14 protein-coding genes are annotated in these 13,262 nt (G+C 55.7%); 7 read left to right on the forward strand and 7 right to left on the reverse strand.

Translation table 11 applies throughout. The features are described 5' to 3' along the window. Entirely contained in the window at positions 1 to 495 is a 495-nt protein-coding gene (gene ppiB, locus M8370_RS19370; RefSeq protein ID WP_020685026.1) for a peptidylprolyl isomerase B, read from the reverse strand. Between the two features lie 174 nt (positions 496 to 669). On the opposite strand from ppiB, the gene cysS reads away from it, so the two are divergent. Continuing rightward, positions 670 to 2,055, forward strand: a complete 1,386-nt coding sequence (cysS, locus tag M8370_RS19375) for a cysteine--tRNA ligase (RefSeq protein WP_094085169.1) — start codon at positions 670 to 672, stop codon at positions 2,053 to 2,055. An 89-nt stretch (positions 2,056 to 2,144) separates the two neighbouring features. Here the strand turns inward: cysS and M8370_RS19380 are convergent, their stop codons facing one another. The 5 genes from M8370_RS19380 to folD all read right to left on the reverse strand — a co-directional run bounded on the left by M8370_RS19380 (position 2,145) and on the right by folD (position 6,663). Beyond that, a complete protein-coding gene (locus M8370_RS19380; protein ID WP_045902391.1) occupies positions 2,145 to 2,672 on the reverse strand; it encodes a metal-dependent hydrolase in 528 nt (175 codons plus the stop codon). Between the two features lie 74 nt (positions 2,673 to 2,746). Next, positions 2,747 to 3,763, reverse strand: coding sequence for a Mal regulon transcriptional regulator MalI (gene malI / locus M8370_RS19385; protein WP_020685029.1), 1,017 nt, complete (start codon positions 3,761 to 3,763; stop codon positions 2,747 to 2,749). Between the two features lie 83 nt (positions 3,764 to 3,846). Beyond that, complete coding sequence (locus tag M8370_RS19390) at positions 3,847 to 5,346, reverse strand: PTS transporter subunit EIIC (RefSeq protein WP_014830936.1); 1,500 nt, start codon at positions 5,344 to 5,346, stop codon at positions 3,847 to 3,849. Positions 5,347 to 5,582: 236 nt separating this feature from the next. Then, positions 5,583 to 5,795 (reverse strand): ribosome-associated protein YbcJ, encoded by a 213-nt coding sequence (gene ybcJ, locus M8370_RS19395; protein ID WP_023621558.1) that lies wholly within the window; start codon positions 5,793 to 5,795, stop codon positions 5,583 to 5,585. 1 nt (position 5,796) lies between these two features. Then, positions 5,797 to 6,663, reverse strand: coding sequence for a bifunctional methylenetetrahydrofolate dehydrogenase/methenyltetrahydrofolate cyclohydrolase FolD (folD, locus tag M8370_RS19400; RefSeq protein ID WP_013095929.1), 867 nt, complete (start codon positions 6,661 to 6,663; stop codon positions 5,797 to 5,799). A gap of 310 nt (positions 6,664 to 6,973) precedes the next feature. Here folD and fimA point away from each other — a divergent pair, with 310 nt between their 5' ends. The 6 genes from fimA to sfmF all read left to right on the forward strand — a co-directional run bounded on the left by fimA (position 6,974) and on the right by sfmF (position 13,009). After that, positions 6,974 to 7,537, forward strand: coding sequence for a type 1 fimbrial major subunit FimA (fimA, locus tag M8370_RS19405; RefSeq protein ID WP_013095930.1), 564 nt, complete (start codon positions 6,974 to 6,976; stop codon positions 7,535 to 7,537). A 68-nt stretch (positions 7,538 to 7,605) separates the two neighbouring features. Next, on the forward strand, positions 7,606 to 8,151 hold the full coding sequence (gene fimI / locus M8370_RS19410) for a type 1 fimbrial protein subunit FimI (RefSeq protein WP_013095931.1): 546 nt from the start codon (positions 7,606 to 7,608) through the stop codon (positions 8,149 to 8,151). A gap of 34 nt (positions 8,152 to 8,185) precedes the next feature. Continuing rightward, the gene (gene fimC / locus M8370_RS19415) at positions 8,186 to 8,878 is read left to right on the forward strand and encodes a type 1 fimbria chaperone FimC (RefSeq protein ID WP_013095932.1); all 693 of its coding nucleotides are present in this window, start codon (positions 8,186 to 8,188) and stop codon (positions 8,876 to 8,878) included. Positions 8,879 to 8,892: 14 nt separating this feature from the next. After that, positions 8,893 to 11,457 (forward strand): fimbrial biogenesis usher protein, encoded by a 2,565-nt coding sequence (locus tag M8370_RS19420; RefSeq protein WP_250021608.1) that lies wholly within the window; start codon positions 8,893 to 8,895, stop codon positions 11,455 to 11,457. A gap of 13 nt (positions 11,458 to 11,470) precedes the next feature. Further along, a complete protein-coding gene (gene fimH / locus M8370_RS19425; RefSeq protein ID WP_020685033.1) occupies positions 11,471 to 12,475 on the forward strand; it encodes a type 1 fimbria D-mannose specific adhesin FimH in 1,005 nt (334 codons plus the stop codon). A gap of 9 nt (positions 12,476 to 12,484) precedes the next feature. Then, positions 12,485 to 13,009, forward strand: coding sequence for a fimbria assembly protein (sfmF, locus tag M8370_RS19430; RefSeq protein ID WP_020685034.1), 525 nt, complete (start codon positions 12,485 to 12,487; stop codon positions 13,007 to 13,009). Between the two features lie 51 nt (positions 13,010 to 13,060). On the opposite strand, the gene M8370_RS19435 is transcribed toward sfmF, so the two are convergent. Beyond that, the coding region (locus M8370_RS19435; RefSeq protein ID WP_250021609.1) for a LuxR C-terminal-related transcriptional regulator at positions 13,061 to 13,262 on the reverse strand (202 nt) is incomplete at its 5' end.

Genomic DNA, 13,262 nt, shown 5'->3' on the forward strand with positions numbered 1-13,262 from the left:
TTACTCGCTGACGGTCACGCTGGTAATCACAACGTCTTCTTTTGGAACGTCCTGATGCATGCCGCTGCGGCCGGTGGAAACGGCTTTGATCTTGTCGACCACGTCCATGCCTTCAACCACTTCTGCGAATACGCAGTAGCCCCAACCCTGCAGGCTTTCGCCGGAGAAGTTCAGGAAGTCGTTGTCAGCCACGTTGATGAAGAACTGCGCGGTGGCAGAGTGAGGTGCCTGAGTACGCGCCATCGCCAGCGTGCCGCGGGTGTTTTTCAGGCCGTTATTGGCTTCGTTTTTGATCGCTTCTTTTGTTTCTTTCTGCTTCATACCCGGTTCAAAACCGCCGCCCTGGATCATAAAGCCGTTGATCACACGGTGGAAAATGGTGTTGTTGTAGAAACCTTCGCGGCAGTAGTCCAGGAAGTTTTTAACTGTTTCAGGCGCTTTGTCATCAAAGGTTTTGATTACGATATCGCCATGATTAGTGTGGAAAGTAACCATTTTTGCATCCTGTTCCGTTATTGTGGTACGTCGACCCGCGTTCGGGTCAGATATAGGGGCCTGTTATAGCATAACCACAGGATGCGATCACCTTGCATTGTGTGCTGCTTCGGGTTTGAATTACGGGTAGAATACCCGGTTTTCGTCCACACACGTGTTTACATGGAATCTTCGATGTTAAAAATCTTTAATACAATGACGCGCCAGAAAGAGGAATTTAAACCTATCCATGCCGGGGAAGTCGGCATGTACGTGTGTGGTATTACGGTTTACGATCTCTGTCATATCGGACATGGCCGTACCTTTGTCGCATTCGATGTCGTGTCGCGTTACCTGCGTTTCCTCGGGTATAACCTGAAGTACGTGCGTAACATCACCGATATTGACGACAAAATCATCAAGCGCGCTAATGAAAATGGCGAAAGCTTTGTCGCGCTGGTGGATCGTATGATCGTTGAGATGCACAAGGATTTTGACGCGTTAAACATTTTGCGCCCGGACAGCGAGCCGCGTGCGACCCACCATATTCACGAAATTATCGAGATCACGGAAAAGCTGATTGAACGCGGCCACGCGTACGTTGCGGACAATGGCGACGTGATGTTCTCAGTGCCAACCGATCCTACCTACGGCTCGCTTTCCCGTCAGGATCTTGACCAACTGCAGGCTGGCGCGCGCGTTGACGTGGTTGACGTGAAGCGTAACCCAATGGACTTCGTGCTGTGGAAGATGTCCAAAGAGGGCGAACCAAGCTGGCCATCTCCATGGGGAGAAGGGCGTCCGGGCTGGCACATTGAGTGCTCGGCGATGAACTGCAAACAGCTGGGCAAACATTTTGACATTCACGGCGGCGGTTCAGACCTCATGTTCCCGCACCACGAAAACGAAATCGCGCAGTCCACCTGTGCGCACGGCGGCGAGTATGTGAACTACTGGATGCACTCCGGGATGGTGATGGTTGACCGCGAGAAGATGTCTAAATCGCTGGGCAACTTCTTCACCGTGCGTGACGTCCTGAAGTATTACGATGCGGAAACCGTGCGTTACTTTTTGATGTCGGGCCACTACCGCAGCCAGCTGAACTACAGTGAAGAGAACCTGAAACAGGCACGCTCTGCGCTGGAGCGTCTGTACACTGCGTTGCGCGGTACCGACAAGTCCGTGGAGGCCGCGGGCGGCGAGGCGTTTGAGGCCCGCTTTGTTGAGGTGATGAACGATGATTTCAACACCCCGGAAGCCTACTCGGTGCTGTTCGATATGGCGCGTGAAGTCAACCGCCTGAAGTCAGAAGATATGGCGGCGGCGAATGCGCTGGCTGCTCACCTGCGTAAACTCTCTTCCGTGCTTGGCCTGCTGGAGCAGGAGCCGGATGCCTTCCTGCAGAGCGGTGCGCAGGCGGATGACGGCGAAGTGGCAGAGATTGAAGCGCTGATTAACGCGCGTCTGGAAGCCCGTCAGGCGAAAGACTGGGCGGCAGCGGATGCGGCGCGCAATCGCCTGACCGAGATGGGGATCATCCTGGAAGATGGCCCACAGGGGACCACCTGGCGCCGTAAGTAATTTTCCCCTCACCCTAACCCTCTCCCACAGGGAGAGGGGATTGTTAGGTGTTCTCCCTCTCCCTGTGGGAGAGGGCCGGGGTGAGGGCATCAGCGTGCACGCTTTCGCCACCACAACAGCCCCATCAGCACCACTCCCGGCAGCCACACCCACAGCAGTTCAGAGATAATCACCTGATGCCCGTACGGCGTGGTATAGCGCGACAGGGCAAACGGGGCGACCTTAATCACCTGCCACGGCGCAAAGAACCGTTCATCTGACCACGGCCACAGCCAGCCGACGCCCTTGCCGCCGGTGGTGACGGAATCGAGCAGGCTGTGCGACAGCAGCGACACGGTTAAAAACAGCCAGCAGCGCGTCAAACTTGCCCTGAACCATCGTCGCCCGACCAGTACGCAGAGTATCGGCACCACAAAGGCAAACAGCAGTGAATGGGTAAAGCCGCGATGGCCGAAAACATTGCCGTAAGCAACGCCGAACTTAAACGCCAGCACGTCGGCATCGGGCAGCATCGCGAGCACGACACCGGCGAAAAGCAGGCGGGGAGGAATAACCCGGGTTCCCAGGCCTAAGCCCAGGCAAAGCGGAACAGCAGCGTGTGTGATAACGGTAGGCATCGTAATTTTCCATGACAAATCATGGGAATATAGCAGCGATTTTGCTGGAACTGACCTGTGCTAAATTCCGATTTTTACGCCGATTCCCGCGCGATAAGCTGGCCGGAGAGGGTAATGCGCTGCGTCTGCAGCTCTGGCTCTTTCAGCTTACGGATGATAAGACCCGCCGCCTGGCGGCCTGTCTCGTCACTGGCGGAGGAGACATAGGTAAACGACGGCGAGGTCAGGTTGACGTGCAGCATATCTTCAAAGCCCACCAGCGCGACCTGCTGCGTCAGAAATACATCTTTTCCCACGGTACGGCCCACCTGATGAATGCCGCTAATGCAGCCGATCATCGCATCCGGTGAATGGCAGAGCAGGGCGGTGATGGTGTTGTTTTTTTCAAGCAGCTGGCGGGTCGCCATTGCGGCGGCTTGCGTGTCATCGCTGCAGGCCGGGGAGCTTTCATCGCGCCACACCAGCCCGTTCTGGGTCATTGCGCTGCGAAATCCAAGCAGGCGTTGTTCGCGAATAAGGCAGCCTTCCCGTCCGCCAATGTAGGCGATGTTGCGGTGCCCGCGCTCGATAAGATAGCGCGCGGCCAGGTTTGCCGCCTGGCGGTTATCGCGCATCACCAGGTTGCATTTTTCATCCAGCAGAGACTGCGAGACCACCACCAGCGGCAGCGGGCACTGGCGGATCTGCTCCGGCAGGGTTGAGGAGCGCGTATCCGACGCGAGATAGATCACACCCGCCACGCCCTGTTGCTTAAAGGAGAGCAGGGTGCGCTCTAAATGCTCCCGATCGTTCAGCGGCTGGCCGAGAAAAACCATATAGCCCTGCTTCTCCAGCTCCTGGACGATACTCGCCATGACTTTGATGGAAAAGCTGTCGCTAAAATCACGCAGGATCAGGCCGATCAGGTTGGAGGTGTTGGCGCGAAGGTTAGCAGCGGCAACGTTATGAACATAGCCCAGCGTCGTGATGGCGGCATTGACCTTCTCGATCGTTGCTTCGGAGATTTTCCCTTTCTGGCGCAGCACCAGCGATACGGTAGAGACCGACACACCCGCGTGCTTTGCGACATCAATGATGCTGACTTTCTTCAAAACCGCTCCCTGAAATTTACCGATTATCAGCCAGATACGACACGTCTCTCAGCCTACAGGAGACGTGTCGTTCCGGCATCTTATTATTTGCCAATCATGGTGGACATGGTCTGGGCGATAAACTGTGCTCTGGCACCGAAAATCACCTGAATTCCGTTATCACCCACGAAGACCACGCCGCGTGCGCCGAGTCCGTTCAGGCCATCTTTATCCACCGCATCACTTTTTGCCACTTCCAGGCGCAGACGGGTAATACAGGAGCCAACGGAGTCGATGTTGTGCGCACCGCCCAGCAGGGTAATGATTTCGGTGGCGAGTTCAGAATCGGATTTATCATCCGCGCTGGCGGTCACTTCGGTACGGCCCGGCGTTTTCACGTCAAAGCGACGGATCACGAAACGGAAGGTGAAGTAATAAATCAGGCCCATCGGAATACCAATGATAATGGCATTGAGGAAGTTGGTCTGATAGCCGTTGAATGACGGCAGGATCCCGAACGACAGATAATCGATAAAGCCTGCCGAGAACGACTTGGCGATATGGGCGTGCAGTAGATACATGGTCATGTACGCCAGGCCCGCCATAATGGCGTTAAAGACGTAGAGGATCGGCGCGACGAAGATGAAAGTGAACTCCACCGGCTCGGTGATCCCCGTCAGGAAGCAGGTGAGTGCCGCAGAGAACAGAATACCGGCCGCGATTTTTTTATTTTTGGTATGCGCTTCATGATACATCGCCAGACACGCCGCAGGCAGGGCAAACAGCATCAGCGGGAATTCACCCTGCATGAACTTACCGGCGTTCTGGTAGGTGTCGCTGCTGAAGGATTTCACCCCTTCTTCCAGCATCTTGAACCAGATGGTCTGGTCGCCGTGGATCACCTGGCCCGCCTGAGTGGTGTAATCACCAAATGAATACCAGAAAGAGGGATACCAGATATGGTGCAGACCGAGCGGGATGAGGGCGCGTTCGACCAGACCGAAGATAAAGGTTGAGGCGGCCTGATTATCGCCGTTCACCACCACGGAGAGCGCGTCGATGCCTGCCTGAATGTGTTGCCAGACGTAGGGCAGCAGCAGACCGAGCAGGAACGAGAGAAACGCCGTGGCAATCGCCACAAAGCGTTTGCCGGAGAAGAAGCCAAGGAACTCCGGCAGCTGCATGGTGTGGAAACGGTTATAGCACCACGCCGCCAGAATACCGCAGATAAGCCCGCCAAATACGCCCATCTGCAGCGTCGGGATGCCGACCACCATAGCGTATTTACCGCCCTGAGAGGCCATTTCTGGCGTAATGCTCAGCACGGTACTGATGGTGATATTGGTAACAAACACCGAGACGGCGGCAGACAGTGCGGCAATGCCGGATTCCGATGCCAGACCCACGGCGGAGCCAATGGCAAACAGCATGGGCAGGTTATCAAAGATAACCCCACCCGCGTTCATCATCAGCGGCAGGTGAAACTTATCGCCAAAGGCCAGCAGCAGGCCCGCAGCGGGAAGCAGTGAAATTGGCAGCATTAAGGCGCGACCAATCATCGATAACTTAGACAGCGATTTAACAAACCCTGATATCAGACTCATGCTGATTTCCCCCGAGAAGCGCTTTTTTTAGCGCTGTTATTGTAAGTAGAACGTTTTAGTAGAACGTTCTACTTATCGTGGGCAAAGCGTGAAAAACGCGCAACACAATTTTCACTTTTCAACAGATGAAATAGTGATTATTTGAAGTTGATCGATAATTAACCGTGATGGGTGTGGGGGGATTTTTTTATCCCCTCTCCCTGTGGGAGAGGGTTAGGGTGAGGGCATCAGACGGCTCAGGCCGTAACGGTCACGCTCTGACCGTCAAAGCTGACGGTCTGACCGGCAACAATCTTGCAGCGCTTACGCGTTTCTACCACGCCGTCGACGAAAACCAGCCCGTCGGCAATGGCAATCTTGGCCTGCGCACCGCTCTCGCTCCAGCCTTCCAGCTTCAGCAGATCGCACAGCTCAACGTGTGGATGTTTACCTAATGAAAATGTCGCCATGTTACGCGTCCTCTACGTCGTGATACTCCTCGCATGCCTGCAAGGTATTCTGAATCAGGGTTGCTACGGTCATTGGGCCTACGCCGCCCGGTACCGGGGTAATGTAAGAGGCACGCGCTGCGGCATCTTCATAAACCACGTCGCCAACCACTTTGCCGTTTTCCAGACGGTTAATCCCGACGTCCACGACAATCGCCCCTTCCTTAATCCATTCCCCGGGAATGAAGCCCGGCTTACCGACCGCGACGATCAGCAGATCGGCATTCTCGACGTGATGACGCAGGTTTTTGGTGAAGCGGTGGGTCACGGTGGTGGTGCAACCGGCCAGCAGCAGCTCCATGCTCATCGGACGGCCTACGATGTTGGAGGCGCCAATCACTACGGCGTTCAGACCGTAGGTGTCGATGTTATAACGCTCCAGCAGCGTCACGATGCCGCGCGGGGTGCAGGGACGCAGGCGCGGCGCGCGCTGGCACAGACGGCCAACGTTATACGGGTGGAAACCGTCCACATCTTTATCCGGCGCGATACGCTCAAGTACCTTCACGTTGTCGATGCCTGCCGGCAGCGGCAGCTGGACCAGAATACCGTCGATCTCTTTATCGGCATTCAGGGTGTCAATAAGTTCCAGCAGTTCTGCTTCGGTGGTGGTTTCCGGCAAATCGTAAGAGCGGGAGACGAACCCCACCTCTTCACACGCTTTGCGTTTGCTGCCGACATAAATCTGCGATGCCGGGTTGCTACCAACCAGCACAACGGCAAGCCCTGGTGCGCGAAAACCAGCCGCTTTACGCGCCTTCACTTTTTCCGCGACCTCAGAGCGCACCTGCTGCGCAATCGTTTTACCGTCAATAATCTTTGCTGCCATCAGAGAGAAGATTCCGTCTGTAACGTTTGAAAGGGGGGATGGCCTGTATTTTGTCAGAAGCGAGCGCCGCTGTCAGTCACCCTTTGCGAGTTTTCCTCCGGCGGGCGTAAAGACCCTTCTCGGGTGATGGTCAATTTCTTAGGCAGGATTAGGATGTGACCTGGTAAAATGGCAGCGTTTTGACATATTTAAAAATAGTTTCCTGAGCTACTTTGTCTCCTCCGAAATAAGCTTTCAATTTTTCAATTGAACGTATTTCTTATTCCCGATAATTCGCGGGAAGGGTTATTTACATTTTAAAGGAATAGACATGAAACTCAGCAACATTGCTTCTACTGTTATTGCTTCACTGGCCCTGGTCGCGGGTGCCGCTCACGCTGCCGATCCGGTTACGCCAGTTTCCGTAAATGGCGGTACCGTGCATTTTAAAGGTGAACTGGTTAATGCTGCATGTTCAGTAAATACCGATTCTTCCGAGCAGACCGTTAATCTCGGTCAGTACCGTACCGCGAAATTCACCAAAGTGGGTGATACCACCACCAATATTCCATTCACCATCGAACTGAACGATTGCGATCCGCTGGTGGCGAAAACGGCTGCTGTGGCGTTCACCGGTCAGATCGACGCAACTGACAAAACCCTGCTGGCAGTGACTTCCGGTAGCAACGACAACACCGCGAAAGGTGTTGGTATCGAGATCCTCGACAGCAAATCCAGCGTTCTGACGCCAGACGGTGCCACCTTCTCTGCTGCGCAGAACCTGATCCAGGGCACCAACACCCTGAACTTCAGCGCGCGTTATAAAGCCACTGCTGCGACCACTGAACCAGGCCAGGCAAATGCTGACGCCACTTTCGTTATGAAATACGAATAATTCCTCCGTACAGGGATGTTTTGGCCTCAGGGATGAGGCCCGTCATACGCTCAGGCCAGGAACGAAGGATGACAAGGACAGGAACACTACTGCTGTTAACCCTTGCGATGGCTTCCCAGGCATTCGCCCATACGGTGGTGATTGACGGCGGCAAAGTACACCTCCGGGGTGAACTGGTAAACGGTGGCTGCGCCGTGGCGCCAGACAGCCAGAATATGCGCATCGATATGGGACAATACCGGACCAACTCGTTTTCCGGGGTGGGCAGTTTTTCCACCGTAAATGTGCCTTTTACCGTGCGGCTGCTGGATTGCAGCGTGGATGTCTCACGCACCGTCGGGATCCAGTTCCAGGGCATCACGCCCGCGGAAGACCCGCAGGTTTTTCTGGCAACATCGCGCCCCGGTGAAACACCCATCAGCAGCGGGGTGGGGCTGGCTCTCTTTGACGAACAGCAGCGTCAGATAATCCCCAACGCCACGGCGGTCAGCTGGCTGCCCATTGATACCCGCGAGCTTGCGTTTCATTTTAGCGCCCGATATCGGGCTATTTCCGAACACCTTGTGCCAGGCAATATTCAGTCGGATGTCTGGTTTACGTTGATTTATCCATAACACCTGCGAACACATTATTAAAGGTACGGTTTTGATGAATACCCTAATTAAACCAGGACTGATTTTATCGTTTATTTTAATGATGGTTTCTGCAAGCGCGAATGCGTCCGGCGGTATTGCACTTGGAGCCACGCGCGTTATTTATCCGGCAGATGCTAAACAAACTTCACTGGCGATCACCAACAGTAACAAGCAAGAACGCTATTTAATTAACGCGTGGATCGAAAACGCAAACGGGCAAAAAGAAAAAACCTTTGCCGTCACGCCACCGCTGTTTGTCAGCGAGCCGGACAGCGAAAACACGCTGCGCATTATTTACGCCGGGCCTGCGTTGCCTGCCGATCGTGAATCGCTGTTTTACATGAACGTGAAAGCGATCCCGTCAGTGAACAAAGCCAAAACCGAAAACAACAACGTGCTGCAACTGGCCATCCTGTCGCGTATCAAGCTGTTTGTGCGCCCGAATAATCTGGCAATGCAGCCGGAAGAGGCGCTCTCTCAGCTGCGCTTTGAGCGCGTTGGCTCGCATCTGAAGATCAGCAACGCCTCACCGTATTACATCACGCTGGTCAATCTGAAGCTGGGCGGACAGACGCTGGATAACATCATGATTGCGCCAAAAAATTCGGCACAGCAGGCGCTGCCGGCTGGTGCGGGCGGTACGCTCTCCTGGCAGAGCGTCAATGACTACGGTGCCATTACTCCGGCGCGTAGCGTCAACCTGTGAGCAGAGTCAGGGCGATGAATAATCATCAATGGCGTTACTGCCCGGTTGCACTGGCGCTGATGGCAACGCTCTGGCCGCAGTCGGGCTGGAGCGAAAGCTACTTTAACCCGGCCTTTTTGTCCGACGATACCGCCAGCGTGGCGGATTTATCGCGTTTTGAACAAGGTCACCAGCAGGCACCCGGCGTGTATCGCGTGGATATCTGGCGTAACGATGAGTTTATCGCGACCCAGGACGTGCGCTTTGAGCAGGCCGACGATACGCCACCGGTGGCGGGCGGACTGGCGCCATGCATCACACGTAAAATGCTGGAACGGTTTGGCGTTAACCTCGCCGCGTTTCCCGAGCTGGTAAAGGAGCAGGACGACACCTGTGTCCCGCTGGCGACAGCGATCCCCGGCAGTCTGGTCGCATTTAACTTCGCCTCGCAGCGTCTGAATATCAGCCTGCCGCAGGTGGCGATGCAGAACAGCGCCCGTGGCTATATCCCGCCTGAACAGTGGGATGAAGGGATCCCCGCCGCGCTGTTGAACTACAGCTTTACCGGCAACCGGGGAAGCGAGGATGACAGCTACTATCTGAACCTGCAGAGCGGGCTGAACTATGGCGCCTGGCGTTTACGCAATAACGGCGCCTGGCGTTATACGCAAAACAACGGCCAGCGGCACAGTAACTGGCAGAACATTGGCACCTGGGCGCAGCGCACCGTCATTCCGCTCAAAAGCGAGCTGGTGCTGGGCGACAGCAATACCGGCAATGATGTCTTTGACAGCGTCGGTTTCCGCGGCGGGCGGCTTTTCTCGTCCGACAGCATGTACCCGGACAGCCTGCAGGGCTACGCGCCAACCGTGCGCGGTATCGCCCGTACCCCGGCCAAAGTGGTTGTTCGCCAGAACGGCTATGTTATCTACCAGAGCTATGTCCAGCCTGGCGCGTTTGCCATTACCGATCTGAACCCTACCTCTTCAAGCGGCGATCTGGAAGTGACCGTAGAAGAGAAGGACGGCAGCCAGCAACGCTATACCGTGCCGTACTCCACCGTGCCGCTGTTGCAGCGTGAAGGTCGCTGGAAGTATGACCTCGTGGCCGGGGATTACCGCAGCGGTAACAGCGATCAGGACACGCCGTTCTTCACCCAGGGCACGCTGATTACCGGTCTGGCCAATGGTTACACGCTCTACGGCGGTACGCAGCTGGCGTCGCGCTATACCGCGGTGGCCATTGGCGCCGGGAAAAACCTCGGTGACTGGGGGGCGGTGTCGGTCGATATCACCCATGCCCGCAGCCAGCTGGCGGACGACAGCCGCCATGAGGGCCAGTCCTTGCGTTTCCTGTATGCAAAATCACTCAACGGATTTGGCACCAACTTCCAGCTGCTGGGCTATCGCTACTCCACGAAAGGGTTTTACACCCTGGATGATGTGGCCTGGCGTTCGATGGAAGGCTATCAGTATGCCGACAGCAAGGATGATGACGGCGTGCCGGACGTGCAGAGCTATCACAACCTGACGTGGAATAAAAAAGGGCGCTTCCAGCTCAACATCTCTCAGTCGCTGGGTGATTACGGCTCAGTCTATGTCTCCGGCAGCGAGCAGACCTACTGGGGCACCAGCCAGTCGAACCTCTGGTATCAGCTCGGCTATGCCGGAGGTGTAAAAGGGATCAACTACTCCCTGTCATGGTCGTGGAACAAGTCCGTTGGGATAGAGGGAACGGACCGGATCGCGTCCTTTAACGTCTCGGTGCCGTTCAGCCTCTTTACCCGTCAGGGATATCGCCGGGACAGCGCCATCGATCGCGCTTACGCCACGGCCTCAGCCAGCCGCAACAGCGACGGTGATACCAGCTGGCAAACCGGGGTCAGCGGCACCCTGCTGGAAGATCGCAACCTGAACTACAGCGTTACGCAGGGGCACGCCAGCACCAACGGCTCAAGCGGTAGCGCCAGCGCAAACTGGCAGGCGACCTACGGCACGCTGGGGGTGGGCTACAACTACGCGCGCGATCAGCATGATCTCAACTGGCAGCTCTCCGGTGGGGTGGTGGGCCATGCCGACGGCGTCACCTTCAGCCAGCCGCTGGGCGACACTAACGTCCTGATCAAAGCGCCGGGAGCCTCGGGCGTCAGCGTGGAAAACCAGACCGGGGTGAAAACCGACTGGCGAGGCTACGCGGTTATGCCGTATGCCACCGTCTACCGCTATAACCGCGTGGCGCTGGATACCAACTCCATGAGTAACAACACCGACATCGAAAATAACGTCAGCAGCGTAGTACCGACCAAAGGTGCGCTGGTGCGCGCCAGCTTCGATACCCGTATCGGCGTGCGTGCCCTGCTGACCGTGACCCGCGGCAACCAGCCTGTGCCGTTTGGTGCCGTGGTCCGTGAAACCCAGAGCGGGGTCACCAGTATGGTGGGCGATGACGGGCAGATTTACCTGAGCGGGCTGCCGCTGGAAGGGGAGTTGCTTATTCAGTGGGGCAATGGGATGCAGTCCCAGTGTCGTGCGCACTATCGTTTATCGCCTGAAAGCCAAAACCAGGCCATTACCATGGCGGGGGCAAGCTGTGACCGTTAACAGGAACCCAAAGATGCGCAGTTTACGCAATGTGTTTAGCTTAGCGCTGCTCTGCAGCACGATGCCCGCGTGGGCGACGGTTTGCCAGAACGCCACGGGCGTGCCGAAGGATATCTCATACGATCTTTCAAACGTCTTTAACAGTTCCAATAACAAACCGGGGCAGATTGTGACCCTTGCGCAAAAATCCGGGCTGGTGGGCGTGAACGCCATTTGCCCTAAAGGAACAACCGGAAAGTCCACGATGCGTAGTTATGTCACCAGCCTGCCGATAACGACGGTAATTGATGGCTATAAGTATGTGAAGCTGAATGACTACCTTGATGGCGCAATGCAGATCCACGATGACTACGCGGGCACTTTCTATCCACCGTCAGACTACATTCAGATGGGGCAGCACCCTAACGTTCCGAACAACAAAGCGTTTCCTGTCACCGATTCGAAGCTGGTCTTTCGTCTGCGGGTCACACGGCGGTTTATCAACATGGTGGTGATCCCCCAGCAGACCATGTTCACCGTCTATGTCACCACCACGTCATCCGATCCGTTGAATACGCCGGTCTATACCATCAGCTACAGCGGCACCATTCAGGTACCACAAAGCTGTGCGATTAACGCCGGGCAGGTGGTGGAGTTTGATTTTGGTGATATTGGCGCGTCGTTGTTCAGCCAGGCGGGGGCCGGCAATCGTCCTCAGAACGTCTCACCACAAAGCAAAACCATTGCCATTAAGTGCACCAATGTGGAGGCCAATGCGTATCTGACGATGCGCATCGAGGCGGAAAAAATCTCGGGCAATGCGCTGGTTTCCGATAACCCGGATTTAGGGTTTGTCGTGGCGAACGATAGCGGTACGCCTCTGACGCCTAACAACCTGAACAGCAAAATTCCGTTCCGTCTGGATGACAGCGCGCAGGCGCAGGTGGGGATCCGGGTCTGGCCGGTGAGCATTACGGGGAATAAGCCAGCAGAAGGCCGGTTCACCTCTCGCGGCTATCTGCGCGTGGATTACGATTAAGGGGAAGAGATGGGGAACTGGAAATGGCCTTTCGCTGCGCTGGCCCTGACGATGTGTCAGGCAAACGCGTGGTCAGCCACAGCGCTGGGCGAGATCAATATTCAGATGTACGGCAATATCGTTGATTTTACCTGCGTGGCAGAGGGCAGCGACAGCGACAAGACCGTCACGCTGGGCACCTGGCCGACGAAGCAGCTCAACACCACGGGGAGCCGCACGCAGCCCATGCCCTTTACGCTGAAGCTGACTGGCTGTCCGCCAGGCTCGGCATCAATTACGTTTTCCGGGAAAACTGACGGGAGTGACAGCGGATTGCTGGCGTTGAATGATGCCAGTACGGCGAATAACGTCGCGGTGGAGATCAGGGATGCGGATAAAACACGTCTTGCGTTACAGCAGGCCAGCCAGCCGGTAGCGGTAGATGCGCAGGGTAATGCCGTGTTGTCATTTTATGCTAATTATATTGCCACAGCGGATAACCCCCGACCCGGACGCGCCGATGCGGATGCCACATTTATGATTAATTATAATTAGCGCTGACCGCACTCCCTGCAACTCAGATAAACTGCAGGGAGTGAATTCAGGTTATAGCAGCTCGTGTGCCTTGGCGTAATCAATTAATTCCACAATGCTTTGCACACCGAGCTTGGAATAAATATTGGATTTGTGCGCGCTAATGGTTTTGTTGCTTAATAGCAGCTGTTCGGCAATTTCCTTATTCGATAAGCCATTCGCCAGATACCGCAGTACGGTGACCTCACGGTTCGATAATGGCATATCGGATGCC

The sequence above is a fragment of the Enterobacter cloacae complex sp. OE43NF genome (assembly GCF_023544405.1).
GTDB classification, from domain to species: domain Bacteria; phylum Pseudomonadota; class Gammaproteobacteria; order Enterobacterales; family Enterobacteriaceae; genus Enterobacter; species Enterobacter cloacae.

Excerpts from the sequence above, each read along its gene's own strand:
- folD (WP_013095929.1), bottom strand. The coding sequence starts at position 6,663 with ATGGCAGCAAAGATTATTGACGGTAAAACGATTGCGCAGCAGGTGCGC.
- cysS (WP_094085169.1), top strand. The coding sequence starts at position 670 with ATGTTAAAAATCTTTAATACAATGACGCGCCAGAAAGAGGAATTTAAA.
- fimH (WP_020685033.1), top strand. The coding sequence starts at position 11,471 with ATGCGCAGTTTACGCAATGTGTTTAGCTTAGCGCTGCTCTGCAGCACG.
- sfmF (WP_020685034.1), top strand. The coding sequence starts at position 12,485 with ATGGGGAACTGGAAATGGCCTTTCGCTGCGCTGGCCCTGACGATGTGT.
- ybcJ (WP_023621558.1), bottom strand. The coding sequence starts at position 5,795 with ATGGCGACATTTTCATTAGGTAAACATCCACACGTTGAGCTGTGCGAT.
- fimA (WP_013095930.1), top strand. The coding sequence starts at position 6,974 with ATGAAACTCAGCAACATTGCTTCTACTGTTATTGCTTCACTGGCCCTG.
- M8370_RS19380 (WP_045902391.1), bottom strand. The coding sequence starts at position 2,672 with ATGCCTACCGTTATCACACACGCTGCTGTTCCGCTTTGCCTGGGCTTA.
- M8370_RS19390 (WP_014830936.1), bottom strand. The coding sequence starts at position 5,346 with ATGAGTCTGATATCAGGGTTTGTTAAATCGCTGTCTAAGTTATCGATG.
- fimI (WP_013095931.1), top strand. The coding sequence starts at position 7,606 with ATGACAAGGACAGGAACACTACTGCTGTTAACCCTTGCGATGGCTTCC.
- M8370_RS19420 (WP_250021608.1), top strand. The coding sequence starts at position 8,893 with ATGAATAATCATCAATGGCGTTACTGCCCGGTTGCACTGGCGCTGATG.
- ppiB (WP_020685026.1), bottom strand. The coding sequence starts at position 495 with ATGGTTACTTTCCACACTAATCATGGCGATATCGTAATCAAAACCTTT.
- fimC (WP_013095932.1), top strand. The coding sequence starts at position 8,186 with ATGAATACCCTAATTAAACCAGGACTGATTTTATCGTTTATTTTAATG.